Source organism: Pseudoalteromonas sp. B62 (assembly GCF_037162565.1).
Taxonomy (GTDB): domain Bacteria; phylum Pseudomonadota; class Gammaproteobacteria; order Enterobacterales; family Alteromonadaceae; genus Pseudoalteromonas; species Pseudoalteromonas fuliginea.
Window position 1 is genome coordinate 3,448,221 of the sequence record NZ_JARLVB010000002.1, and the last position, 23,118, is coordinate 3,471,338.

The window sequence follows — 23,118 nt, forward strand, 5'->3', positions numbered from 1 at the left end:
ATGAATGATAAACGATTGAGTGATGGCCCAGATTGGACCTTTGATTTATTAGATGAGTACCAAGATGAAATTGCTCGCGTTGCTGCTCATTACAGATTAGACACCTACCCTAATCAAATTGAAGTGATAACGGCTGAGCAAATGATGGATGCTTATTCAAGCGTTGGCATGCCTATTGGCTACAGTCATTGGTCTTACGGTAAGAAGTTTATCCAAACAGAGCAAAATTATAAGCGCGGGCAAATGGGCCTCGCTTACGAAATAGTGATAAATTCAGACCCTTGTATTGCGTACTTAATGGAAGAAAATACCCTACCTATGCAAGCGCTTGTAATGGCGCATGCATGTTACGGACATAACTCATTTTTTAAAGGTAATTACTTATTTAAAACCTGGACCGATGCTGGCTCAATTATTGATTACTTAGTATTTGCTAAAAACTACATAAGCCGCTGTGAAGAAAAATATGGTATTACTCAGGTAGAGAGCTTACTCGACTCTTGTCATGCGTTAATGAACTACGGGGTCGATCGCTATAAACGTCCACAGCAAATATCACTCTTTGAAGAGCAAAAACGCCAACAAGAACGTGAAGAATACTTACAATCACAAGTAAACGAATTGTGGCGTACGATTCCCGAACAGCAACACGAAACTAAAAAGAAAGAACGCCATTTTCCTACTGAGCCTCAAGAAAATATTTTGTATTTTATTGAAAAAAATGCCCCATTACTCGACTCTTGGCAGCGTGAAGTGATACGTATTGTCCGTAAAATATCGCAATACTTTTACCCGCAAAAACAAACTCAAGTAATGAACGAAGGTTGGGCAACATTTTGGCACTACACCATCCTTAATCACTTATATGATGAAGGGAAGCTCACCGACTCATTCATGTTAGAGTTTTTACAAAGTCATACCAACGTAGTTTATCAGCCACCTTATAACAGTAAGTATTATTCAGGCATTAATCCATATGCTTTAGGCTTTAACATGATGGTTGATATTCGCAGAATATGTGAACATCCAACTGAAGAAGATAAAAAATGGTTTCCTGAGTATGCAGGCAGTAATTGGCTAGATACATTGCACTTTGCCATGGAAAATTTTAAAGATGAAAGCTTTATTAGCCAGTTTTTATCGCCTAAGTTAATTCGTGATTTTAAATTGTTTACTATTGTCGATCATAAAAACAATCCACATTTAGAAATTGGTGCGATACACGATGATAACGGCTATAAAACAGTTAGAGAAGTACTCTCCGCGCAATATAATTTAAGTAATCATGAACCTAACATTCAAGTATATGATGTTGATATTAGAGGTGATAGAGCACTTACACTTCGCTATGTACCTCATAATTGCATTCCATTGGCAAACTCACATGAAGAAGTGCTAAAACACCTTTACAGGCTATGGGGCTTTAAGGTAAAACTGGAAGAAGAGTCTAATTCTGGTGAGATTTCAACTATTGGTCAATGTCCAACAGATGACACTCGTCATACAACAGAGTGAATATAATGGATAAGAAAAAGCTTCTCGTACTGATCGACTCAGTAAATTGTGCAAAAACAGCATTAATACACGCAAAACAAAAAGCACTACAAGACAGTAAACATATTGATATTGTTGCGTTTAGCTATGAAGACACTGGTAATATATTATTTTCATTATCACCAGAGCAAGTACTTGCGATTCAAGACAAACAACTTTCATTACTCAGAGCAACATTAGAACCTCTATTAAAAAAAGAGCTAACTGATTGTGAGTATACATTTCAAACGGTTTGGCATGAATCACCAGAGCAATGGTTAAATAACGAAATAAACGCAACTAATTATGATATGGCAATAAAAACTAGGCATATTGATGCTCAAACTCAATTTAGCGAACTTGATTGGCAGCTTATTCGATTTTCACCAATACCACTTTATTTGGCCGCAGATAATAAATGGAGAAATAACTGTAATGTGTTAGCTGCTCTTGATTTAGGCAGCGAAAAGGCATCTAAGCATCAGTTAAATAAAGCTATTATTAACTGTGGCCTAGATTATGCTAACTCAGAGGGCTGCGAATTTTATGCATGTTATACCGTGCACGTCTCACCTATTTTGAGAGACTTAGGCATTGTATTTTCAGATGAACAAGTACTCAATGCATTCGAAAAATTACCGGCACTGCAACGTGATCTGATTAATGAATACAACTTGCGTGATAAATTACACATTAAAGCGGGCTTAGCGGAGCAAGTCATACCAAGCTTGGCAGCAAAACTTGATGCTGAGTTAGTGATTATTGGCTCAGTAGGCAACGTGGGTATTAAGGGAAAGCTTATTGGCAACACAGCAGAAAAAATAATGCGCTTACTTAAAACCGATTTACTTATTTTACCCCCACTCAATTTAATACCAATTTTCTTAATTAAGTGCTTTATTTTGAGGTAATAAAATCGTATCAATAACAAGGCAAGAATTCGTTATTTAGTTGTTATCGCTAATTACTCTTACATTGCTCTACCTTCTGCATCCATGCAGTCGTATATCAGAAGTTTTTAACGCAGTTAACGTCAGATTTAATCACTCAAATTAATTAAATATTATTGCGCATTGGTATAAAGAGTGATTAATAAAAATGATGCTTAAGCGTCATTTTTTATATCATCAAAAACAGTGACTTTATTGCGTCCATTATTTTTAGAAAAGTAAAGAGCCCTGTCAGCGGCTTCAATCCAACGTTCATGATCTTTAAATTCATTACTAAAGCACGCAACTCCGATACTTATTGTCATCTTGATTTCAACATTTTTATAAAAGGCAGGGCTTGATTCAATCAACACCCTTAAGCGCTCAGCAAATATTTCAGCCCCTTGCTTATCGGTATCAAGTAGAGTTAATACAAACTCTTCACCACCGTAACGTCCAGCAATATCTGTTTCACGTAATGTGGTACGTAATAACTTTGCAATATGGCGTAACGCCTCATCACCACAACTATGACCATGCTTATCATTCACCTTTTTAAAGTGATCAATATCAAACATTAACAGAGAGCTACACCCTGCATTACGTTTTGTTCGTAAATACTCTTGCTTAAGCATACTTTCCCAATAACCACGATTGTATAACGTCGTTAAGGCATCGGTTTGACTTACTTGCTCAAGTCTTTTATTTAGCTCTTCTAACTCTTTTTTGTTAACTGCAATATCAGTTACATCATAAAGAATGATACAAATATGGCTAACTTCTGCTCGTATATTAGTAAGCGGTATAAATGTCGCATTTTGATACATATACTCAGCTTTGCCAGTAATTGGGCGATAGTTTTTAAAGCGAAATATATAGGGTTGTTGTTCCCAAATGGTAAACGAACGATTTTTTAGTACAAATACTGGCTCTGATTTACTTCTAAACCACTTTTCATCTATAGCAGGAAATAAATCAAATAAATCTTTATTTTTTACAGCACTTGGTAATAACCCCGAATGGTTTTCCATAAAACCATTCCACACACACACCTTATACTCCCTGTCGAGTACAACTAAACCTACATCAACGGTGTTAAACATATCCATTAACCAATGGATTTCATTCATATCTAAATCAGCAGCCATAACTTAGTCTTCTAATAGGTAAGCAACTTTGTATTTCAAAGTTTTAAGTGAATCTTCAGTAAATAACAGCATAAGGTCACAGTTAATATCGTGATTTTCAATACCATAGCTAATTTCTATAGCAAGCGTACGCTGCCAGCGCGACTTATTCGCTTTCACTAATTCAGATACATCTCTGTGCTGGCCAAGTACGATAGGATGACCTTGGCTAAACGACATATCGAGTTGTTTTGAAAGACCAGTCAAAATAGCCCCGATTAAAATATTACTTATATCCATAAGTAACTCAAGTTCCACTTTGTCGTTAAGCTCACCATCGTAATTCATCAGTGAGGCTATCTCTTTAAAGCTAGAGTCATTAAGTAATAATAATGCTTCTCCAGATACACCTCCTCCAATAAATCCCTGACAAACTCCAGAAGTGGTTGCATTATTATCAATAGAGCGTAGCGCCATATCGAGTTCACTAACCTCTAAGATATTCACATTTGGGATTGGCAGCTCAACAAACACATTAAGTAATCGCGCAAGTAAATCACCGGCTTGACCCATAGCAACATTAGTTAGCTCTTGGTATATATCTCGCACATCTGGGTCTACTTGCTCACCTAGAGAATGAGAAAGACGTTCACGCATGGCTTTATCTTTAATGCCATGGTGTTCAATAATATCGGCTAATTTTTGAGGGGAACATGGCTTTTGGATGAAATCGATAGCCCCCAGTTCAAGCACTCTTTGATGAGCATTAGGCTGTATGTCACCTGAAACTACAACTGTAAGTATATTGAGCCCAAGCTCTTTCATGGCCATTAAAACTTCATAGCCATCCATTTCTGGCATGTTTAAATCAAGGAAAAGGATTTCAGGTTCAGTTGACTTTATTTGTTTGATGCAATCAACACCATCTATCGCAAATTCAACTTTAATATCCCAATCATCAGGTAGAGAACGGGCTAATTGACGCCTCGCTAATTTTGAATCATCACATATTAATACAGATGTTGACATACTATCTCTCTATTTTTAACCAGTTATACATACCAAAAGTGATACACGCATTTTTATTATAGAAGATATTTTTGTAACTGCATGTTAACCAAAGTATAGCCTATTTACAGTTTTTTTATATGACTGAATCATTACCAATTTTATAGAGACACAGATAATACCTTGGTTACTCCAACGCAGTATAATACACTGACGCCTATTGCGTTAATTTAAAAAGGAAACTCCTATGCTCCGCTCATTAACTTTTGCCTTAAGTATTTTTTGTTCTATGGCTTTCGCTTCTGATATCCCAGAAAACACTCTCGATATAGGTAAAGTCTCTGCACAGGGTAAGACGGTTACTTTACTCGGTAAAGGTGTATCAGTTGGTGATAACGCACCTAATTTTAAAGTTGTCGATGGAAACTTTACACCTGTCACACTGGATAATTATAAGGGCCGAGCTATTTTAATTAGTGTAGTACCAAGTTTAGACACAGGTATTTGTAGTCTACAAACAAAACACTTTAACGAAAAAGTTGCGACGCAATTTCCTGCAGTTGTCATGCTTACTATTAGTGCCGATTTGCCATTCGCTCAAAAAGATTTTGCAAAGCTGAGAACATAGACAAAATAACTACATTATCTGATTCTGTTTGGCGCGATTTTGGCCAAAAATATGGGTTAATTATTAAAGATATGGGGTTACTAACTCGCTCAGTAATAATATTAGACGAAAACCACAGCATTATTTATAAACAACTCGTTAGTAGCCTTTCAACTGAACCAGAATACAACAGCGTAATTGAGAAGCTTAAAACGCTGTAAAGTTAATATACCCATTCGCTTAATTAAGTGATCTATTTTTAGATAAGAAAATCGTATCCATGACAAGGCAAAAAATTCGTTATTGAGTTGTTATCACTAATTGCTCCTGCATTGCTCTACTTTCGGCATCCATGCCGTCGTATATCAGAATTTTTAACGCTGTTAACGTCATATTTAATCTCTCAAATTGATTAAGTATTCTAGACTTAAAACAAAAAACCGCCAATTGGCGGTTTTTTAATAGGCTTTTAAATTTAACCTAAAAGCTCACCAAGTTGTGAACTTACAGCTTCAACAGCTTGTGTACCATCTAGTTTGTGGTATTGAGTGTTACCAGCCGCCGCTTCTGCTTGGTAGTAATCAACTAATGGCATAGTTTGCTCGTGGTAAATACCTAAACGTTTACGTACTGTTTCTTCAGTATCGTCTGCGCGAACAATTAAGTCATCCCCAGTTTCGTTATCTTTACCTTCCACTTTTGGTGGATTATAAACAACATGGTAAACACGACCAGAACCAGGATGAACACGACGTCCGCCCATACGCTCAACAATCACTTCGTCAGCCACGTCAAATTCAATAACGTGATCAACCACTACGCCATTTTCTTTCATTGCATCGGCTTGAGGAATTGTGCGCGGGAAGCCATCAAGTAAAAAGCCTTTCTCACAATCCGCTTTAGTAATACGCTCTTTTACTAAACCAATAATAATATCGTCAGAAATTAGTTGACCAGCATCCATTACTTTTTTTGCTTCTAGGCCTAATGGCGTACCTTCTTTAATTGCTGCACGTAACATATCGCCAGTAGAGATTTGTGGAATACCGTATTTGTCCATTAAAAACTGAGCTTGAGTACCTTTACCTGCACCCGGCGCGCCCAAAAGAATAATGCGCATATTATTGTCCCCTAGTATGGATATTTATTTTAAAGCCTGAATTCTTCCACAAGCGCCGCCGATACTCAAGCAACTTATACTAATTGATGAGTTGTTGATGTATTTACAGCGCATTAAAAAAGGGAACACACGTTCCCTTTTATTTAAAGTACATAATTTATACTTTATCGACTGAGTAAATAGCTATTTGCTTAGTTCAAGCATTAGTTTATTTAAGCGAGTAACAAACCCTGTTGGATCTTTAAGTGTACCGCGCTCTGCAAGTAATGCTTGGTCTAGTAAAACATGTGACCACTGTGCAAACTTATCTTCATCTTGTTCGTCATTTAAGTGCTTAACAAGTTGATGCTCTGGGTTTAGCTCAAACACAGGTTTTGCTTCTGGTGCTGCTTGGCCCACAGACTCCATTAGCTTTTGCATTTGTGAGCTCATATCGTTGTCATCACTTACAACACATGCTGGAGAATCTGTTAGACGGTGCGTAAAGCGCACTTCTTTAACGTCATCACCAAGTGCTGTTTTAATACGCTCAACAAGGCCTGCCATTTCTTTTTCAGACTCTTCTTGTGCTTTTTTAGTTTCTTCGTCGTCAAGCTTACCTAAATCTAAATCACCACGTGTGATTGACTGTAGTTGCTTATCAGCAAATTCAGTTAAGTGGCTCATCATCCACTCGTCAACACGGTCACTTAGTAACAATACTTCAATGCCTTTTTTGCGGAAAATTTCTAAATGAGGAGAATTTTTCGCAGAAGTAAATGTATCAGCCACTACGTAGTAAATTTTGTCTTGCCCTTCGTTCATGCGCTCAACGTATTGCTCAAGCGACACATCTTGTGTTTCTGAATCAGTGTGTGTCGAAGAAAAACGAAGTAGCTTACATACGGCTTCTTTATTTGCCGCATCTTCAGCAGGGCCTTCCTTCATTACTTGACCAAACTCGTTCCAAAATACTTGGTAATCGTCAGCTTTGTTTTTAGCCATACGCTCAAGCATTTTAATAATTCGCGATGTACACCCTTTACGAATAGCTTGCGTTACTTTGTTGTCTTGTAGAATTTCACGAGATACGTTCAGTGGTAAATCGTTTGAATCTAGTAAACCTTTCACAAAGCGAAGGTAGCTTGGCATGAATTGCTCAGCATCATCCATTACAAAAACACGTTGTACGTAAAGTTTTAAACCACTTTGACGTTCACGGTTCCATAAGTCGAAAGGTGCTTTTTTAGGAATATATAAAAGGCTAGTGTATTCAGTCTTACCTTCAACCTTATTATGTGCCCAGCTAAGTGGCTCTTCCCAATCATGGCTTACATGCTTGTAAAACTCTTTGTATTCATCATCAGAAAGTTCTGATTTATCGCGTGTCCACAATGCAGTTGCACGGTTAATGCTTTCCCACTCACCTGGTACTGCTGGAATTTTTTCGCCGTCTTCGCCTTCAGACTCTGGTACTTCTGCTTTAAACATTTGTACCGGCGTTGAAATATGGTCTGAGTATTTAGTAACAATGCCACGTAGACGGTAATCGTCAGCAAATTCTTTTTCTTCATCACGAAGATGTAAAATAATATCGGTACCACGGCCTTCTTTTTCAATTTCTTGAAGTGTGTATTCGCCTTCACCTTGAGATTCCCACTCGTAAGCTGTTGTTTCACCCGCTTTACGTGTACGAACAGTTACTAAATCGGCAACAATAAATGCTGAGTAAAAACCAACACCAAATTGACCAATTAATTGTGAATCTTTACTTTGATCCCCTGTTAAGTTTTTGAAAAACTCAGCAGTGCCTGATTTAGCAATAGTCCCTAATGAGCTAATGATTTCATCGCGCGTCATACCAATACCATTATCTGAAATGGTAATTGTATTTGCTTCTTTATCTGCGCTAATACGCACACGTAAATCAGCATCACCCTGGTATAGATCGCCTTGAGATAGTGCTAAAAAGCGTAACTTGTCTGCCGCATCTGATGCGTTTGACACAAGTTCACGTAAAAATATTTCTTTATTAGAATAAAGAGAATGAATCATTAAGTTTAATAATTGTTTTACTTCTGTTTGAAAGCCTAATGTTTCTTTTTGAGCTGCAGTCATTTATATATCTCCAATTTGCAAAGTGTCTGCGTTATCCACTTAATATGGGGTGAGGTGTTAGAACTTCAAGGGAAAAATTTAAAAAAGGTGAAACGAAAACAAAGAACCATAAATTTATTTAAAACGAGTGCGGGCAATTAATATGAATTTTCTCGCCGCTGACGGGGTGCTCAAAATATAAATCGCTTGCATGTAATTGTAAGCGCCCAGCCATATTTTCACTTTGCGCACTTTTATATAAATCGCAACCTAAAATAGGGTGGCCTATAAACTGGCTGTGTATTCGTAACTGATGAGTACGCCCAGTAACGGGCGTAAATTGCACTAAGGTTCTGTATGGTTGTTTTAGCCGTTCCAGTACTTTATATTCACTGACTGCGGTTTTGCCAGTCGATTGGCAAATTTTAACTCGCGGAAAAAGCAGCCTATCTTTTGCTATTGGTGCAGTAATTTCCCCTCACTAACAGCCAAGCACCCTTCAAGCATCGCTACATAACACTTTTGAATAGTACGTGCCTGAAACTGTTTATTAAGATGCTTTGACGCAATCGCGTTTAATCCAACAATCATAATGCCCGATGTACCCAAATCTAACCGATGCGGTAACTTAGCCTCTGTAAATGCGGCTGTTAACCCTTCCTGCCCATGTACCAAACGATAATGTACTGAGTCCCAATTAAGTGGGTTTTTACCCGACAAACTCAATAGTCCACTGGGCTTATTAATCAATAAAATATCATCATCTTGATATAATATTTCAATAAACTCGTCGCACTTAGGCGCTACAAAGTCATCAACTATAATGTGTGGTTCTGAAGGTGTATGCGATATTGAGTTAGCCATTAAGTTAATCATTAAATTAATCAACACCTTTAGAGTGAAGCGCTTTCAAAACTAAAACATGCTCACGTAAATCGTCTGCTACTACTTTGTCAGCTGCAATCGGGCCACCCACTGCAACCGACACCAAAGACCATTTTAATCGCGGTAATTGCCACTTAGCTTTTCGGCTAAACATACTTCCCCACAAGCCCCCTAAATGCACAGGAACAACGGGCACAGGAGAGCGTGCAATAATACGCTCTATTCCACGGCGAAAAATATCGATAGAGCCGTCACTAGTCAGCTTCCCTTCGGGGAAAATACCAACAAGCTCGCCTTTTTCAAGCGCAGCAGCCACTTCATCAAACGCTTTTTTAAACGCCTCTGGGTTCGTTTTTTCACTATCAATGGGAATAGCTTTAGCCATTTTAAATAACCAATGTAGAGCTGGCGAATAATAAATAGGCGCAAATACCATAAACCGAATAGGCCTTGGTGACGCTGCCAAAATAAACATCCAATCAACAAAACTAACGTGGTTGCACACAATAACAGCGGCACCTTCATTAGGAATGTTAGCTTCGCCTTTTGTTCTTACGCGGTACATACAAATGGCCAAAATATAAATAACAAAGCGTAAAAAGAATTCAGGTACTTTGGTATAAATATAAACAGAAATAAGTAAATTTAGCCCCGCAAGTAACAATAATAGCTCTGAAATACTCCACTGAAAAACAGACAACGTGACAATACTTAAAACAGCACTACCGACCATAAACAAGGCATTTAATACATTGTTAGCCGCTATAACTCGTGATCGACTCGCTTCTTCAGTCCGTTGTTGAATAAGCGCATATAGCGGTACAGTGTAAAAACCGGCGCCAATGCCTATGCCTGCCATCCATATGAAATGCCACATCATATCGCCTGTTTTTAATACCTGTGCGAGCGTTAATAATTCAGTATGTTGAGGTGTATAGGTACTGATAGCGGGCTCTTGGCTCAGTAAATATAAAAACAAGGTAATTAAAATAGCGCCAAAGGGCACAATGCCTAGCTCAATACGAGAGCGAGATAACTTTTCACACAGTAATGAACCAATAGCAATACTCAATGAAAATACAACCAGTGCACTGGTTACCACCAATTCATCGCCGCCCATTACATGTTTTACATAATTTGGTAGGGACGTTAAAACGATGGCGCCAATTAACCAAAACCAACTGATCCCAAGCACTGACTTACCAACCGACTCTGTTTGCGAATTAAGTGCTGTAAATACGTTTTTTGTGGATGAAAATATATTATAGGTAAATTTTAAGTTTGGCTCGTTCGCCTCACTAACGGGTATAAAACGACTGCTTACATAACCCATAACAGCCAGCACTAATACCGCAATACTTATAGCCGTAGGACCTAGCGATTGAGTAATGTAGTAAGTGCCAAAAATTGTACCGATCAGTATTGCTACAAACGTGCCCGATTCAACCAAGGCATTCGCTTTTGTTAATTCGCTAGGTGCAACGTGCTGAGGTAAAATAGAGTATTTTAATGGCCCAAAAAACGTACTTTGCACACCCATTAAAAATACGGTGGCTAACATCAGCCAAACGTACTGCGTTAAAATTGAGACAGCACCTACAATCATAATAGGAATTTCACACAACTTTACGATTCTAATGAGCTTAGACTTTTCTGTTTTTTCAGCAAGCTGCCCCGCCATCCCTGAAAATAAAAAGAAAGGTAGAATAAATAATCCCGCAGCAATATTAGAATAAAGTGCGCCATCTGCAAGCGTTGCAGCCTGAAATATCAATAAAATAAGCACCGATTGCTTATACACGTTATCGTTTATTGCTGAGAAAAACTGCGTAATAAAAAGCGGTAAAAAACGCTTACTACCCAGTAATGCACCTTGATAGGGTTGGTTATCTTTCATTGTATTCCTTACTAATTAGAGACATAGCCCAAAAATATATTATACCAATTCGTTTAATTAAATGATCTATTTTTAGGGCGGAAAAACGTGTTGATAGCTAGGCAAAAATTCGCTATTTAGTTGTCTAACTGAGAATCTTTTAATGCAGGTAGCGACACGTTTAGCCCGCAAAATGATTAAGTATTATTGCGGATTGGTATTAGACTGCTTCTAAGCTTACCTTAAAAAAAAGCCTACATAAGTTAATCATGTAGGCTTTTACAATATGTTTTCAAATAGTGACTTTAAGTTAGTCTTGAGTAACAGCGCGTCTGCCACTAAAGGCATGCATCAGCGTTCTACCATCAACCAAATCAAGCTCGCCTCCCACAGGAATACCGTGAGCAATACGCGAGGCATCTACTTTATATTTATGACAAAGCTGCGCAATATAATGAGCAGTAGTTTCACCTTCAACGGTAGGGTTAGTCGCTAAAATAACCTCATTAATACCGCCTTGAGCAAGTTTTTGCTCTAAAACGTCTAAGCCAATTTCTTTAGGGCCGATACCGTCAATTGGCGATAAATGACCCATTAAGACAAAATATAGCCCTAAGTACTGACCAGTTTGCTCAATAGCAAGCACATCAGTAGGCGATTCAACAACACATAATATGCCGCTGTCTTGGCGCTTTGTACTTAAACAAATATCACATTGCGTTTGTTCGCAAAAGGTGCGACAAGACTGACAATGCCCTATGGCGGTCATTGCTTTAGTCAATGCATTGCCAAGCTGAGTGCCTCCTTTCGGTCGCGCTCAAGCAGGTGAAAAGCAATACGTTGCGCTGACTTTGGACCAATGCCCGGTTGACAGCGCAGTGCTTCTATAAGCTGATTTAAACTATCTGAAAGTTGCATTATTTACTTAAAACGGCATTTTCATACCTGGTGGTAATTGCATACCGCCAGTTACTTTACCCATTCGCTCTTGTGTTTCTTCTGCAACACGGCGTACAGCATCGTTACATGCTGCTGCAAGTAAGTCTTCAATCATGTCTTTGTCGTCTTCCATCAAGCTCTCATCAAGCTGAACACGACGTACATTGTGGTTACCAAGCATAGTTACTTTAACTAAACCTGCACCGGCTTCACCAACAACTTCAAGAGTTGCGATTTCGTCTTGGGCTTTTTGCATGCGATCTTGCATTTGCTGCGCTTGCTTCATCATGTTGCCCATTCCACCTTTAAACATAACTTTCTCTCTTTCTTTTAATACATTAATTAACATGAACATAAGGGCGATTGTAAGTAATTACAATGCCTGAATACTGTTTTCGTCAATTTCGGCGCTAAATACTTGCTGAAATTGTACTATGTTTTCATCCGATGTGATCACATCGATTGCTTGTTGATGACGACCTGCATCAATTTTTTGCTGAATAAGATAAGGGGAATCAATAACTCCCTTAGCAAAATTAATACTTAACGACACGTTATGCTCATAAATACTCGACAATGCGGCATCTAACCTTTGGCGAAGCATCGGTGTATCTAAATGCTTTTGAGATTCATCAACATCTATATGTAAACTGTTGCCTTGCTTGGTAAATATTGAATGCAACGCAAATTGGCGCATACGACCGCCCAGTCCCATACGTTTAATTAAATAAGCCCACTCATCTTGTTGGTGTGCAAACCTAATTTCACTAATTGGACTTTGAAAATCATCAGGCACGGGAATGCTAATTTCCTCGGGCGCTGCTTCAGGTACTTTTTGAGGGTTTATTTGCTCAAGCAGCTCTGGCGCTAGATTTTCAGTAATTGTTTGGTGCTTTGCTTTAAAATCAATTTTTTCAGGTTTGTCAAAACCTTGATTATTAGCCGGTGTTTGGCTCCCCGTTACTGGGAGCGGTGGCTTTTTTCACTTTCACCTACTGTATCAGTAGCCCAAGGCGGGTTGTCTGACTGTGTAGGTACTGACTTATGGTTTTGTGATACAGCGCTATTTGGCCGCTCAGCTGACTGAGCCACTGTATTTTCATTTTTTGGCACTGCACCGACATTATGAGTACGGCTAGTAACAGTACTGTTAGATACGTTTGATGAACTAGCCTTTGCCGTATTTAAGTTTGTCCCAGAAAGCTTTCCTGAGCCTGATATATTACGATCACGCAATATTCGCGCAATAGCCGATTGCGCTTTTGCCTCGCGTTCAACTATCGAAGCATTTTCATCGTGTTGTTGCTGGTTTTGCAAGTCTGATTGCGGGTCAAAACTATTTTTTTCAATACTTGTTGAGTGTTCCGGCAAATGATTTTGCTGATTAGCACTTATATCTTTTTGTGGATTAAACCCCTGATCAACAGCGCTACTCATCACATCATCAAACTGCGCGGCCAATGTTTGCTCTACATCACTGTGTTGCATGTAAGCTTCATCTTCACTTTGACGCTGTGTTTGAGCATCCGAAACAACATTGGTTTGCGGTGGCTCATTAGCTGAAGCCTGTTGCTTTGAAGCGTTTTCACTTTGTTGAACTGGTTGAACTACTGCAACTTGGGCTGGCTCATTATTACTTTGCACGACGTCATTATTTGATGTCTGAGCGGCAGCATTAGGTAAAGGCTCTATCTCAACGGCTCTAGGCTGTTCTGTATTGCTAACTGGCTTAGTATTATTTACTGGAGCACTGCTTTGGCTAGCTACGGTGTCTTGCGATGTTTTGTTTTTATTTAATATATCTCGCAGTACATTTGTTCGGCCTTGTTTATTTTGGACGGGCTCTTCGTTGGCTGTGTGTACAACTTGTTGGGCATCTGTAGGCTTAAATGCTAATAATCTTAGCATAAGCATTTCAAAACCTAATCGAGGCTCTGGTGCCCATTGTAAATCTTTTTTACCGTTTAAAAGTAACTGGTAATAAATTTGTATTTGTTGCGGACTCGTATGCTGTGCAACGTGCGTTATGTAATCAGCGTTCGTTTCATCAAGCCCTGCTGCCTGTGGTACTAATTGAGTCAGTTGAGTTAAATGTGTTAACGCAATTAAATCATCAAGTAAGGCAATATAGTTTGGGTTTCTGCTCGCAACGTGTGCTATTTCGCTCATTAAAGCTGTGCCATCTTGGGCAAGTAGTGCAGCTAATAGGCTTTGGCTATAATGTGTATCCATCAAACCAAGCATTGTTTGTACTGCTTGATTATTAATATCACCATTTGTTTGTGCTATAGCTTGATCGGTTAAGCTCAGTGAGTCACGCATACTGCCGTCAGCGGCTTTTGCAATAATACTAAGTGCATCATTGTCATAGCTGAGCTGTTCTTGAGTAAGTACGTGCTCAAGCTGTGCTTTAATTTCACTTTGCGACAAGGCATTTAAGTTAAATTGTAAACAACGAGATAAAATAGTAACTGGTAACTTTTGTGGATCGGTCGTCGCTAATAAAAATTTCACATGCTCTGGTGGTTCTTCAAGCGTTTTTAAAAGTGCATTAAAACTGTGCTTTGAGAGCATGTGAACTTCATCGATTAGATATACTTTATAACGTCCACGCGTTGGCGCATATTGAACGTTATCGAGTATTTCGCGGGTGTCCTCTACTTTAGTTCGAGAAGCCGCATCTATTTCGAGTAAGTCAATATAGCGTCCTGCTTCTATATCTAAACAGCTGCTACATTGACCACACGGATTTGCAGATATACCTTCGTCGCAATTTAAGCTTTTAGCAAAAATACGCGCAATGGTCGTTTTACCCACACCGCGGGTTCCAGTGAATAAATAAGCGTGATGCAGTCTATTTTGTGTAAGCGCATTTACAAGCGCTTGCTTAACATGAGACTGCCCAACCAATTCATGAAAGGTTTGAGGACGCCATTTTCTCGCTAGAACCTGATAACTCATCGATTACTCGCCTTCGAATTCAACCAATTTTAGGATTTTAATACCCATTTTCTTGATGCGCTGCTCGCCACCTAGTTCTGGTAATGACACAACAAATGCTGCATCTGTAGCTTCGCCACCTAGTTTATGAACTAATTTAGCAGTGGCTTCAATTGTACCGCCAGTAGCTAATAAATCATCCACTAACAATACTTTATCGCCAGGTACAATTGCATCTACATGCAGCTCTAATGTATCTTCACCGTATTCTAGCAAGTAATCTTGACGAATAACTTCGCGCGGCAACTTACCTGGTTTACGTACTGGAATAAAGGGAATGCCTAACGCGTAAGATAACGGCGCACCAAAAATAAAGCCACGCGATTCTGTGCCAATTATTTTAGTAAAACCTTGATCTTTATATTCAGCGATAAAAGCGTCAATTGTGGCTTTAAAGGCTTCTGGATTTGCCATTAAAGTAGTTACATCGCGAAACATAATGCCCGCTTTTGGATAATCAGCAATTGTAGTGATGCTGTTTTTGATAATTGCTGGTGTTACTTGAGTCATAATTTTAACTGCTCAATTATTTATATTACAAAGCAGGTGATTATAACCTTAACTGACCTTTAAATGCGAGTTTGACGTTATTATAGTTTAAGCGGGGTAATTAAAAATAAAGAGGTTCAAGGCTGAAGTAAACAACAGCCTTAATAAACGCTATGCATTTTAGGTTAAGCTAGTGATCCAACCTAAAATTGCATTTAAACAACCAATTCCTGCAAATATAGCTAAAAATGCAAGAAAGTAAGTAGCGTTGAACGGATCTTTAAAGTCTTTATCATCTGACATTGGTACAACCTTTTATTAAGCACGGCAAATAAGGCTGTCATAATAGACGATGTAAAATTATCAATAAAGACCTTAATCTTGATTTTTTGTCACAATGACACCGCGTTCAACCATTGCATTAAGGGTAACCAACGCACCTTGAGCAATTTGCTCTGCATTAAATTGTGGAGCGTGAGCTAATACCTGTTGGCAAACGTTGTCAAATGTCGCACCTTCACTTACCTCTATGATTGACAATAGCAAAGCTGTCATCGCATTTGTTGCTAAAAACTGCACATCATCATTTTCGTCTCTATATACAACAAAGTAATTAGGCTGAGTTGATGGCTCTTTAGGTATAAACTCTGTGCTGATATTTTGAACCGGAAATTGATAACTTAAATTTCTTGCAGCGTTAGATAAATACAAAGCAGAACTAGTGAGTGCTGTTGTTTGTAATTTTTGCGCTTGCTCATCTTCATGTGCAATCGATACATCTAGCTCTACCCATTCGTAATGAGCAAGCTCTAGCATAAACACGGGGTCGTGTTTTTTCATTTTATAATCACTTGATAAGTAATTAATAAACTCCCCTGCTATATCTAAAAAGTACGGCGAATGACAATCATATTCGCTAAAGAACTGACGTACGAGGGAATGCCATTGTTTGTCTGTGTATAAGGTTTTTAACACCGGAAAACCTGATGATACAAAACCTTCAATATTATTAAAAAATAGATCGCGATAAATGGCCATACGTCTATCTTCAATACCGCTGGGCCGTTTATTTTTTTAGGCTCGCGAATATGCGCCATAAATTCGTTTTGTATTTCAATAAAGCTCATCACTAGGCACTCTTTTAATGTTTATAAAGGCTTATATTAAGCTCGTTGTTTTGAAACACTTGAATTAAGGTATTTAGCTTGCAGCCCATGAATTATATCCAACTCTTTGGTTAACACATTCATAGTAGGGATATTAAAGTCACGCTCAAGCAAAGTTGGAAACACACCATGTACTTCGTACGCCTTATCAAGTAGCTTCCACACAGGATCAATGACATCTGCGCCATGTGTATCAACTATTAAGTCATCAGCCTCATTGTAGTGCCCTGCAACGTGTCCATAAGCAATACGCTCAGAAGGTAACCCTGTTAAAAATGCTTGCGCGTTATAGCCATGATTTATCGAATTAACGTAAATGTTATTCACATCGAGTAAAAGCTTACAGTCAGCTTGCTCTAAAATAGTATTCGTAAATTCAAGCTCTGATAATTGCTGCCCAGGAGCACCATAATAAGAAACATTTTCTATCGCAATTTGTTGCTCAAGTATATCTTGAACTTGCTTAATACGTGGTACAACGTGTGCTATCGCATCTTGAGTAAACGGAATTGGCATTAAGTCATACATATGGCCCGCGCCAGAGCAGTAACTTAAGTGCTCACTAAAAATTTTATATTGTGCTCTTTAAAAAAACTTTTAAAGATTTAACAAATTCAACATCCAGTGGCTCGGGCGAGCCGATAGAAAGTGACAATCCATGGCACACAAAATTATTTGCATCTGTTAATGTTTTAAACTGTTTCTTAAAGCGCCCACCTAATTTTAGCCAATTCTCTGGTGCAACTTCTAAAAAATCTACTTGATTAGGTACGTGTTCAAGCAGTTCATTAAGCATTTCTCGTCGGAGGCCAAGACCAACCATTCCGAAATCTATACTTTTAGTTTGTGTCATAACTACCTCTAACTTAACAAAAAAGGGCCTTAAGGCCCTTTTAGCATACCTTATTTAAAATAAGATATTAACGGCCACCACATTTACCTTCGCCGCACTTACCTTCTTTTTTACCTTTTGCGTCGCCGCCACATTTACCTTCGCCGCACTTGCCTTCTTTTTTACCTTTTGCATCGCCGCCACATTTACCTTCGCCGCACTTGCCTTCTTTTTTACCTTTGGCATCGCCGCCACATTTGCCTTCGCCGCACTTGCCTTCTTTTTTGCCTTTAGCATCGCCGCCACATTTGCCTTCGCCGCACTTGCCTTCTTTTTTACCTTTGGCATCGCCGCCACATTTACCTTCACCACATTTACCTTCAGCAGCATCTAGTTGATAACCTGTCACTAACTGTTGAAACTCAAATGGGTTAGCTTGTACATCAGCAGATACAAAACTTGCAGAGCCAACAACTACTGCACCTAAAGTTAACGCGATTGTATTTTTTCTAACTGTATTCATTTTATGACTCTCTTTAATCAAGGATTGTAAATCTCAGCAATATAAATGTATTTTTAAATTGCTTGTATGCTTAAGTAGACCCGCACAAAAATAAAAACTTTCAATTATTTTCATAATATTTGCTTTTGCACTTACTTCATTAAATATGGTCGGTAATTACAGATTTATCAATGTAAGATTTACAGGTAAACTATGCGTCCTGTTTTTCTCAGAAATAATCACCTTATGAAACTTGTTTTAGCGCCTATGGAAGGTGTTGTCGATTTTAAAATGCGTCAATTACTCACCGACATCGGTGGGTTCGATTTATGCGTTACCGAGTTTGTAAGAGTGGTTGAAACATGTTTACCCGATAAAGTTTTTCACCGCTATTGCCCTGAATTACATAATAATGGTTTTACGCGAGCAGGAACGCCTGTGCGTATCCAACTACTCGGACAAGAAGCGAACCCTTTAGCAGAAAATGCGATTAGAGCTATAGCATTAGGTTCTCACGGTGTTGATCTTAATTTTGGCTGTCCAGCAAAAACGGTTAACCGTAGTCGAGGCGGGGCTGTGCTGCTTAAAGATCCTGACCACATGTATACGATTATTAAAGCAGTCCGAGACGCTGTAGATGATCAGCATGAAGTTAGTGCAAAAATCCGCTTAGGATTTGATGATAATAGTAACAGCCAAGAAATTGTAGATGCGGTTGTCAGTGCTGGAGCAAATAGCATTGCAATACATGCTCGCACCAAACGTGATGGCTATAATCCGCCTGCTTATTGGGAAAAAATTCCACCAATAACAAAAGATAAAAATATTGCCGTTGTTGCCAATGGTGAAATTTGGCAAGTAGAAGACGCAATGCTTTGCCAAAAACGAAGTGGATGTACTGATTTAATGCTTGGTCGTGGCGCCCTTTCGCACCCTGATTTAGCAAAAAAATTAAAGCTCATGTAAATAATGAACAATACGATGGACTTGAGTGGGAGCATATTATTTATCACTTAATCCACTCTGCTATCCATCAAGACCCTGCAAAGGATGAAAAATATTTTGCGTCACGTACTAAACAATGGCTTGGTTACCTAAAACGCCAATACCCACAAGCTATCGATTTATTTGATGAAATCAGACGTTTAAAAAGTAAAGAAGATGTGGCAAGCGTATTAAATAAATACGCCAAAGCACCGCAACTTGATTCAAATCATAACAGCTAACTTAAAGCCTATAGATAATATCAGTATAACGTAAAGCCAATTTAATAAGGTTGTACTGATAATGCATCATCAACAAAGACTGAACGATGAAATAGCGCAAGTTAAATTAAATATATTAACTATGCTTTCTAAATCAGCCTACCCTGCACATCACCATTTAATACAAATTTTAGATAATAAAGCCAACAATGAATGGTTAGACTGTGCGGCAGAAAAGTTAGGTCCGGAGTATGCTATTTTAATTAGTCGCATGACTAAATTAGAAGCTGCCGTTAGCCAAATAGAGATTGGCCAATATGGTTACTGTTGTGACTGCGAAGAAAAAATATCAGCAAAGTTACTTGAGCAAGACCCTGCAACTCAACGATGTATAAAGTGCGCACCATAAGCGCACTTTCACATCATTACATCATTTGCTTTATAAAACTAAATGATTGCCCAGGGTAGAGAATTATATCTTCAACTAAATACTGAGCCTCTTCTGGACTCATTTTTAGGCGCTTTACAAGGTTCACCTTTGCTTGAGGCAAAGTCCACGCATGATAGTGAATACCTATATCTGATTCCATCATCGCAAGCATCAATGTTTTATCTTTATCAGACATGTCCATATTGCTCGCCATTGCAGGTAAGTCTTGATAGTTAGCCTGCCAATCCAAGCCTTCTATTAATTTTTCATCAGATAAATACTGAACTAAAAACGATTTCTGGTGAGAAGTTGGCTGTTTACTGTCGAATGCAACACGATCTAATACTTTTATTTTTTCATTTAAAAGAGTAACCCATTCTAATGGTGAATGTACTTCGCCACTAAAGTAATTAAGTTTGCTCTGATACCACTGGGTTCCATTTGGCAGGCCTCTTAGACCAACACTCCCCCTGGGCCTGTAACTAGCTAAATAATCGCTAAAAGCCCTTATATGGCTTTTAAGCGCTGGTTGAACGTCGTTAGTGCCTATCGCACTCAATACATAACTTTGTAACAATGCAAGTTCAACTTTATTCAGTTTTAAATTGCTTTGTTTAGCACTGTCTAACGTTTCTTGGGTTAACTTAAGCCAGGTAATAACATTATCCGGTGTGTTTTTTGTGCCTTCAAAAGCAAGCATGTTCTTTAATACATCTACTTGAGCCGGCCAATTAAAATAGCGCTCAGGAAAACGCTCGGCAATAACCAAGTAATTTACTTGTGCTATTTGATTGAGATTAAGCTCCATGCCCATTAAGTTCTGATAAATAGTATGGCGTTTAGCTAAATATGCATCAGAAAAGACCAATTGCCCTTTAGTAATATTATCTGTTTTATTAGCGCCTGATAGTACAAGCGCCATGTTTAAAGTTTTTAAACCGACTTGTGCATCTTCAAATGACTCATAAGGTTGAGGCTGCTTTGAACATGCGGCTAAAAATAGGCACAGTAGTAATGAAAAAGAGAGCTTTTTATACATAGTAATTCCAATAAAAAAAGCCCCAGAGGGGCTTTTTAAAAGTTGCTTTAGCTAATAAAAATTAAATTTTAACACCGTTGCGAGCGGCTTTATCTTTAATGTATGTAGCCCAACCCTTTGCAAACTTGCGAGTGCGTGGGTCATCCATGGCTTTAGTAATAGCAGCATGAGCTTGCTTGTACTTGCCTTGGTAATAATATGCTTCAGCTAAATCTGAGTAAATAGTGCCCTTTTTATCAGAGCCTAGCTCTAATGCTTTGTTCAAACGAACAACAGCAGCACTAAATTTTTCAGACTGTAAAAGTAATGAACCTGCTTTGCGGTAAAGCTCAGCGTCTTCATCAAATTTAGCAGCTTCTTCATAATACTTAGCAGCTTTAACGAGATCTTTAGAACGATGGTAATTACTCGCAATCGCGCTAACGTTTTGCTTAGTACGTTTAACATTCTTTTCTTTAATAGCCTTCTCAAGCGTAACAGCCGCTTTAAAAGGAATTTCATTTAAAGAATAGAAGTTAGACAATACTTTGTAATCGACTTCAGCTTCAAAAAAACCTTGGTTGAATGCTACTTCCATGGTCGAAAGACCTTTTTTGTAGTTTTCAGTTTGTAGGTAATATTTACCTAAACTAACCCAAGCTTTTTTATCATCAGGCCAAACACGAACAATTTCTTCACCAACTTTGACCATATTATTATAGTCTTTAAGCTCGAAGTAAGAGCCTAACTTTAATTGGTAAGGAGCTTTGTTCGGCTCCTTTTGAAGCGAAATTGCTTTGTCTGCTGGACCGAAAACATCACGAAATTGTTTCAACTCGTAGTTAGCTTGCGCAATACGTGTGTAAACTTTCGGATCTTCATCGCCCGTAAAATCAATCCATGCTAAATATGCTTTTTTAGCTTCTTGATACTTTTGAGTACCAATAAGTAAATCGCCTAATAACTTAAGGGATTGTTCCTGATCAGCAAAGTTTAAAACATCTGGCGCAACCGCCTGCTTAGTATATTTAATCGCTTCATCATACTTTTCTACCTGCGCGTACATGCTACCTAAGTAACGATTTACAGTCGCCTTATCAAAGTCATTAGATGGATCAATATCTTTTAGCAGAACAATTGCTTCTTCAACTTTTTCTTCACCGTACAAATCAAACGCTTTAATTACCTTTTTACCAGTACGCTCGCCCATGATTTTAGTTTTTGCTTTCTTACGCTCTTCAATCTTTGCGTAGTCTGGCGCCGCTAAAACAGATGCTGTTAATGTAGCACCTGACACAGACATAAGAATCGCAAGAGCAGTTACTTTAGAAAAATTTCTCATTACTCGCCTCCTTAATTGCCTTGGTTAAGTTTAAAGTCTAATTGAACTTGTAAACCCGGTTGTATTTGAGGTTTCCCGTCAATGATCTTAGGACGGTACTTCCACTTACGCAATGCGCGCTTAGCTTCACGGTCAAAGATACGTTTTGGATCGGCGTCAATTACTTCAACGTCAGTTACTCCACCTAACTCATCAATTGTGAACGAAAGTTGAACCCAACCTTCTTTACCATCACGTGCTGCTTGCGTTGGATATTTTGGTTCTATACGAACGATAGGTGTCGCATCACCATCACGTCCAAATGCACCAGGACCACTTAGTCCACCTGCCGAACTACCAACATCAATGCTTCCCATATTAAATGACATAGCACCAGGTGTTGGACTGTTATTTTCCGGCTGTGGCGGCTGCGGTTTAGGCGGCTGCTTTGGCGGCGGAGGAGGCGGAGGCGGTACACGCTTCCTCTCCTGCACCTTAGATTCAGGCGGATTCGTCATTATTTCGACTATGATCTGCTCTTTTTGTTCCGTATTACGGTCAGCCCCACCAGAGATGAGGAAAGCCATGAAGTAGAACAAGCCGAAAGTAACTGCCCCACCTGCAATCAGTGAAAACAGAAAACGAATCATTACTGATCTCCAGCTATTGAAATTCTCAGGTTATCACCCGTCGCTTTAATCTGGTCCATAACTTTAACCACTACGCCATGTTTTGCTTCTTTATCAGCTTGCAAAATCACAACTTCAGTAGGTTGTTCTGCTAATAAACTTTCGATTTTTGCTGAAATACGTTCAACATCAACCTGCTGTTTATCAATCCAGATTTCGCCGTTACTACGGATAGCAATAAAAATGTTAGCATTTTTTTGCTTAGTAGCTTGGGCAGCTTTTGGTTTATTGACCTCGATACCAGCCTCTTTAACGAACGATGTAGTTACGATAAAGAAAATAAGCATGATAAATACGATGTCAAGCATTGGCGTCATATCAACCGCTGCTTCTTCTTCTTCACGAAAACGTTGTTTACGTGCCATA

At 38.7% G+C, this 23,118-nt stretch carries 18 protein-coding genes and 6 pseudogenes; 5 read left to right on the forward strand and 19 right to left on the reverse strand.

Annotation, left to right across the window (positions count from 1 at the left end):
• Both P4S71_RS20010 and P4S71_RS20015 read left to right on the forward strand, forming a co-directional pair.
• Positions 1-1,515, forward strand: coding sequence for a SpoVR family protein (locus P4S71_RS20010; RefSeq protein ID WP_337151384.1), 1,515 nt, complete (start codon positions 1-3; stop codon positions 1,513-1,515).
• A gap of 5 nt (positions 1,516-1,520) precedes the next feature.
• Positions 1,521-2,444 carry a universal stress protein gene (locus P4S71_RS20015; protein WP_337151385.1) on the forward strand — a complete coding sequence of 308 codons (924 nt, stop codon included), beginning with the start codon at positions 1,521-1,523 and terminating at the stop codon, positions 2,442-2,444.
• A 194-nt stretch (positions 2,445-2,638) separates the two neighbouring features.
• Here P4S71_RS20015 and P4S71_RS20020 read toward each other — a convergent pair whose 3' ends face one another.
• Positions 2,639-3,610: a sensor domain-containing diguanylate cyclase gene (locus P4S71_RS20020; protein WP_007375852.1), complete on the reverse strand. Its 972-nt coding sequence runs from the start codon at positions 3,608-3,610 to the stop codon at positions 2,639-2,641.
• Between the two features lie 3 nt (positions 3,611-3,613).
• A complete protein-coding gene (locus P4S71_RS20025) occupies positions 3,614-4,618 on the reverse strand; it encodes a response regulator (RefSeq protein WP_007375853.1) in 1,005 nt (334 codons plus the stop codon).
• A gap of 226 nt (positions 4,619-4,844) precedes the next feature.
• Between P4S71_RS20025 and tpx the strand changes: the two are divergent.
• Positions 4,845-5,425 (forward strand): annotated as a pseudogene (gene tpx, locus P4S71_RS20030) (thiol peroxidase).
• A gap of 254 nt (positions 5,426-5,679) precedes the next feature.
• On the opposite strand, the gene adk reads toward tpx, so the two are convergent.
• The 13 genes and pseudogenes from adk to P4S71_RS20090 form a co-directional block, all read right to left on the reverse strand.
• The gene (gene adk, locus P4S71_RS20035) at positions 5,680-6,324 is read right to left on the reverse strand and encodes an adenylate kinase (RefSeq protein WP_007375855.1); all 645 of its coding nucleotides are present in this window, start codon (positions 6,322-6,324) and stop codon (positions 5,680-5,682) included.
• Positions 6,325-6,507: 183 nt separating this feature from the next.
• Entirely contained in the window at positions 6,508-8,421 is a 1,914-nt protein-coding gene (gene htpG, locus P4S71_RS20040; RefSeq protein ID WP_337151386.1) for a molecular chaperone HtpG, read from the reverse strand.
• A 118-nt stretch (positions 8,422-8,539) separates the two neighbouring features.
• Positions 8,540-9,276: pseudogene (locus tag P4S71_RS20045) on the reverse strand (RluA family pseudouridine synthase).
• A gap of 4 nt (positions 9,277-9,280) precedes the next feature.
• Positions 9,281-11,182, reverse strand: coding sequence for an MFS transporter (locus tag P4S71_RS20050; protein ID WP_337151387.1), 1,902 nt, complete (start codon positions 11,180-11,182; stop codon positions 9,281-9,283).
• Between the two features lie 289 nt (positions 11,183-11,471).
• Positions 11,472-12,079, reverse strand: a pseudogene (recR, locus tag P4S71_RS20055) (recombination mediator RecR).
• A 7-nt stretch (positions 12,080-12,086) separates the two neighbouring features.
• Entirely contained in the window at positions 12,087-12,413 is a 327-nt protein-coding gene (locus tag P4S71_RS20060) for a YbaB/EbfC family nucleoid-associated protein (protein WP_002962306.1), read from the reverse strand.
• Between the two features lie 60 nt (positions 12,414-12,473).
• Positions 12,474-12,896 (reverse strand): DNA polymerase III subunit gamma/tau C-terminal domain-containing protein, encoded by a 423-nt coding sequence (locus tag P4S71_RS23210; protein ID WP_442961699.1) that lies wholly within the window; start codon positions 12,894-12,896, stop codon positions 12,474-12,476.
• 164 nt (positions 12,897-13,060) lie between these two features.
• Positions 13,061-15,061: a DNA polymerase III subunit gamma/tau gene (gene dnaX / locus P4S71_RS20065; RefSeq protein WP_442961700.1), complete on the reverse strand. Its 2,001-nt coding sequence runs from the start codon at positions 15,059-15,061 to the stop codon at positions 13,061-13,063.
• A 3-nt stretch (positions 15,062-15,064) separates the two neighbouring features.
• Positions 15,065-15,610, reverse strand: a complete 546-nt coding sequence (gene apt, locus P4S71_RS20070; protein WP_007375861.1) for an adenine phosphoribosyltransferase — start codon at positions 15,608-15,610, stop codon at positions 15,065-15,067.
• A 159-nt stretch (positions 15,611-15,769) separates the two neighbouring features.
• Positions 15,770-15,892, reverse strand: a complete 123-nt coding sequence (locus P4S71_RS20075) for a hypothetical protein (protein WP_007375862.1) — start codon at positions 15,890-15,892, stop codon at positions 15,770-15,772.
• Positions 15,893-15,964: 72 nt separating this feature from the next.
• Positions 15,965-16,716: pseudogene (locus P4S71_RS20080) on the reverse strand (HvfC family RiPP maturation protein).
• A gap of 36 nt (positions 16,717-16,752) precedes the next feature.
• Positions 16,753-17,608 (reverse strand): annotated as a pseudogene (locus tag P4S71_RS20085) (HvfB family MNIO-type RiPP peptide maturase).
• A gap of 67 nt (positions 17,609-17,675) precedes the next feature.
• Positions 17,676-18,110: an HvfA family oxazolone/thioamide-modified RiPP metallophore gene (locus P4S71_RS20090; RefSeq protein WP_007375865.1), complete on the reverse strand. Its 435-nt coding sequence runs from the start codon at positions 18,108-18,110 to the stop codon at positions 17,676-17,678.
• Between the two features lie 225 nt (positions 18,111-18,335).
• Here P4S71_RS20090 and P4S71_RS20095 point away from each other — a divergent pair.
• Together P4S71_RS20095 and P4S71_RS20100 are read left to right on the forward strand one after the other, a co-directional pair.
• A pseudogene (locus tag P4S71_RS20095) lies at positions 18,336-19,315 on the forward strand (tRNA-dihydrouridine synthase).
• 61 nt (positions 19,316-19,376) lie between these two features.
• Positions 19,377-19,703 carry a TraR/DksA family transcriptional regulator gene (locus P4S71_RS20100; protein WP_007375867.1) on the forward strand — a complete coding sequence of 109 codons (327 nt, stop codon included), beginning with the start codon at positions 19,377-19,379 and terminating at the stop codon, positions 19,701-19,703.
• A gap of 16 nt (positions 19,704-19,719) precedes the next feature.
• On the opposite strand, the gene P4S71_RS20105 is transcribed toward P4S71_RS20100, so the two are convergent.
• From P4S71_RS20105 to P4S71_RS20120, 4 genes are all read right to left on the reverse strand, one after another.
• Complete coding sequence (locus P4S71_RS20105; protein WP_337151388.1) at positions 19,720-20,763, reverse strand: hypothetical protein; 1,044 nt, start codon at positions 20,761-20,763, stop codon at positions 19,720-19,722.
• A gap of 61 nt (positions 20,764-20,824) precedes the next feature.
• Positions 20,825-22,084, reverse strand: coding sequence for a tetratricopeptide repeat protein (locus P4S71_RS20110; RefSeq protein ID WP_007375869.1), 1,260 nt, complete (start codon positions 22,082-22,084; stop codon positions 20,825-20,827).
• An 11-nt stretch (positions 22,085-22,095) separates the two neighbouring features.
• On the reverse strand, positions 22,096-22,713 hold the full coding sequence (locus P4S71_RS20115; RefSeq protein ID WP_033016273.1) for an energy transducer TonB: 618 nt from the start codon (positions 22,711-22,713) through the stop codon (positions 22,096-22,098).
• Entirely contained in the window at positions 22,713-23,117 is a 405-nt protein-coding gene (locus P4S71_RS20120) for an ExbD/TolR family protein (RefSeq protein ID WP_002961710.1), read from the reverse strand. Before P4S71_RS20120 ends, P4S71_RS20115 begins: the two co-directional genes overlap by 1 nt.
• Between the last annotated feature and the right edge of the window lies 1 nt (position 23,118).

Coding starts and splice junctions, on each gene's coding strand:
- P4S71_RS20025 (WP_007375853.1), bottom strand. CDS start 4,618: ATGTCAACATCTGTATTAATATGTGATGATTCAAAATTAGCGAGGCGT.
- apt (WP_007375861.1), bottom strand. CDS start 15,610: ATGACTCAAGTAACACCAGCAATTATCAAAAACAGCATCACTACAATT.
- P4S71_RS20050 (WP_337151387.1), bottom strand. CDS start 11,182: ATGAAAGATAACCAACCCTATCAAGGTGCATTACTGGGTAGTAAGCGT.
- adk (WP_007375855.1), bottom strand. CDS start 6,324: ATGCGCATTATTCTTTTGGGCGCGCCGGGTGCAGGTAAAGGTACTCAA.
- P4S71_RS20115 (WP_033016273.1), bottom strand. CDS start 22,713: ATGATTCGTTTTCTGTTTTCACTGATTGCAGGTGGGGCAGTTACTTTC.
- P4S71_RS20110 (WP_007375869.1), bottom strand. CDS start 22,084: ATGAGAAATTTTTCTAAAGTAACTGCTCTTGCGATTCTTATGTCTGTG.
- P4S71_RS20105 (WP_337151388.1), bottom strand. CDS start 20,763: ATGTATAAAAAGCTCTCTTTTTCATTACTACTGTGCCTATTTTTAGCC.
- P4S71_RS20100 (WP_007375867.1), top strand. CDS start 19,377: ATGCATCATCAACAAAGACTGAACGATGAAATAGCGCAAGTTAAATTA.
- P4S71_RS20120 (WP_002961710.1), bottom strand. CDS start 23,117: ATGGCACGTAAACAACGTTTTCGTGAAGAAGAAGAAGCAGCGGTTGAT.
- P4S71_RS20015 (WP_337151385.1), top strand. CDS start 1,521: ATGGATAAGAAAAAGCTTCTCGTACTGATCGACTCAGTAAATTGTGCA.
- P4S71_RS20010 (WP_337151384.1), top strand. CDS start 1: ATGAATGATAAACGATTGAGTGATGGCCCAGATTGGACCTTTGATTTA.
- htpG (WP_337151386.1), bottom strand. CDS start 8,421: ATGACTGCAGCTCAAAAAGAAACATTAGGCTTTCAAACAGAAGTAAAA.
- dnaX (WP_442961700.1), bottom strand. CDS start 15,061: ATGAGTTATCAGGTTCTAGCGAGAAAATGGCGTCCTCAAACCTTTCAT.
- P4S71_RS20060 (WP_002962306.1), bottom strand. CDS start 12,413: ATGTTTAAAGGTGGAATGGGCAACATGATGAAGCAAGCGCAGCAAATG.
- P4S71_RS20020 (WP_007375852.1), bottom strand. CDS start 3,610: ATGGCTGCTGATTTAGATATGAATGAAATCCATTGGTTAATGGATATG.
- P4S71_RS20075 (WP_007375862.1), bottom strand. CDS start 15,892: ATGTCAGATGATAAAGACTTTAAAGATCCGTTCAACGCTACTTACTTT.
- P4S71_RS20090 (WP_007375865.1), bottom strand. CDS start 18,110: ATGAATACAGTTAGAAAAAATACAATCGCGTTAACTTTAGGTGCAGTA.